Annotated in this window: 2 protein-coding genes; both read left to right on the forward strand. The window is 29.3% G+C overall.

The features are described 5' to 3' along the window. The coding region (locus ACLR9T_RS13885) for an LPXTG cell wall anchor domain-containing protein (protein WP_413110080.1) at positions 1–277 on the forward strand (277 nt) is incomplete at its 5' end. Positions 278–575: 298 nt separating this feature from the next. Further along, positions 576–2,374, forward strand: a 1,799-nt coding sequence (locus tag ACLR9T_RS13890) for a LamG-like jellyroll fold domain-containing protein (RefSeq protein WP_413110081.1), incomplete at its 3' end; no start/stop codon positions are given.

Raw genomic sequence — 2,374 nt, forward strand, 5'->3', positions numbered from 1 at the left:
AATAAAAGTAGTAGATGAAGAAGTAGCAAAAGCAAATGCGATATTAAATAATCCAGAAGCAACAGCAGAAGAAGTAGAAAATGCAATAAACGGATTAACAAAAGCAATGGCTGGATTAGAAGCTAATCCAACAAATCCTGAAAGTACAGTAAAACCAGGTGATACAAAGGTAAATGCGACTAAGACAGGAGATAATGGACTAGTAGGAGTATTTATAGGAGTAATGATGTTAAGTATTGCAGGAATAAGTATCTTAAGAAAAAAAGAAGATTGTTAAAATTTGATAAGTAAAAAATAACGCCATAATTCTTTATGACTATGGCGTTATTTTGTTTATTAGCATTTTTTGAATAATCGATATGTTATGGGAGAATCTAAATTATTTATAGAAATTATATTTATGAAATTGAATATGATAGATTGTGTTAAAAGTAACAAGTTTAATATTTTGTTTCTTAATGTGAAACAGAACTTAGATAATGAAAATTTAAAAATAAATTATTTAATTATATAATAAATATAATTAGTTTATATTTTAACGCAAGAATATTAAGAAAGAAAAAGAGGATTGAATTATGGGGAAGATAAAAAAAAGAAGCCAAGTTATACTTAAGTTATTATTAACATCTTCTTTAGTATATGCAACATTAATGCCATTAAAAGCAGCAAATGTAGAAGAATTCTTATCACCTGTTATGTCTGTTACATTTGATGACCAAAATGCTAATGATATTTCAGGAAATGAAAATCATGGAACAGTTGTTGGGGATGTAGAATATGTTGATGGGGTAAAAGGAAAAGCTATTCATATTCAAAATGGTGATGTAGCTTATACATCAAGTATAGCAAAGCAATATGTAAATTTTAATAAACCTAAAGATTTACAATTTGGTACAGATGATTTTTCTATTATGTTTTGGTATAAAGGAAATAGTACTAAATTTACTGATGGAGGAGTTATTAGTAATAAAAGCTGGTCTACTGGAGGAAATCCAGGATTTATTGTCGCTGAATATGATAGTAAGCTGACTTTAAATTTTACAGCAAATGGATCAAGTCGTGCTGATACAGCTGATGCGCCTATTACTAATGATCATACCTGGCATCATATTGCAGCTGTTTTTGATCGTAGTAATAAAATGTCTTTATATATAGATGGTGAAGAATTTTCATCGAGTGATATAAGTTCACAAGCAGGAAAAAGTATTGATGCTTATGATTTTATTTTAGGAGCAGATGGTTTAAAAAAATATGGTATTGAGGATGTAGTAATTGACGAATTACAGGTATATAGAGGAGTCTTGCCTGAAAATCAAATTATTAGTATGTGTGATTCATACATTTTAGGAACAAAAATTGCAGATTTAAAGAATAAAGTTATCGAATATGAACAATTAATAAGAAATTCAAATGCAACACAAGAAAAGAAAGATGCATTTACTACAGTTATTAATGAGATTAAATCTCAATTAGAAACTGTTACAAGTTCACAAGAAGTAAAAGAATTAGATGATAAATTACAAAAAGCATATAGTGATTTTGGAAAACCAACAGCTGGTAAACTAGAATTTGTTGTAGTGAGTGATACACATGTACAATCTAGTGTAAACAGTACAACTGCTCGTATTTATGATGATGGATTAAATGATATCGTTACAACTATGCCAAATGTTAAGACACTTGTTAACTGTGGTGATTTTACAAGTGATGGTGCAGACAGTGAATTTGCAAGGTATTATAATATTATTGATAAATATGATGAAAACTTACAATTTATTAATGCATTAGGAAATCATGATGTACGCTGGACATCTCAAGGATGGGATGGTGTGTATGATCGTTACATGTCATATAATCAAAAATATATGGGTGATACCAATAAAGTATATTATGATACATGGATTGGTGAAGGTGAAGATAAATACCATTTCATTGTTATAAATACAGAATGGGATATTAAAGATTGTTCATATATTTCAGGTGAACAATTAGAATGGCTAGATAAAACAATGGCCGAAGGTGCAAAAGATGATAAACCAATTTTTATAGCTCTTCATGAACCATTACGTAATACGATTGCTAGTACTGACAGTTATAACGGTTCTTCTGATTTCCCGCTAGATGAAGGGCCACAAGATTTTGCATTAAAGGAAATATTAAGAAAATACCCACAAACTATTTTATTTACAGGACATGTACATAATGGACTTGGTACAAGTGAAATTGTGGAAACAGATTATGGTACATTAGTAGATGTTCCTTCTTATGCACTTCCAGAAACAGGAATTCTTCAAAAACAATTAGGTTATTATGTAAGTATATATGATGGAAAGGTTCAGTTAAGCATGTATGATTTTGAACATGATAACTGGTT

Source organism: Thomasclavelia sp. (assembly GCF_047249845.1).
Lineage (GTDB): Bacteria > Bacillota_I > Bacilli_A > Erysipelotrichales > Coprobacillaceae > Thomasclavelia.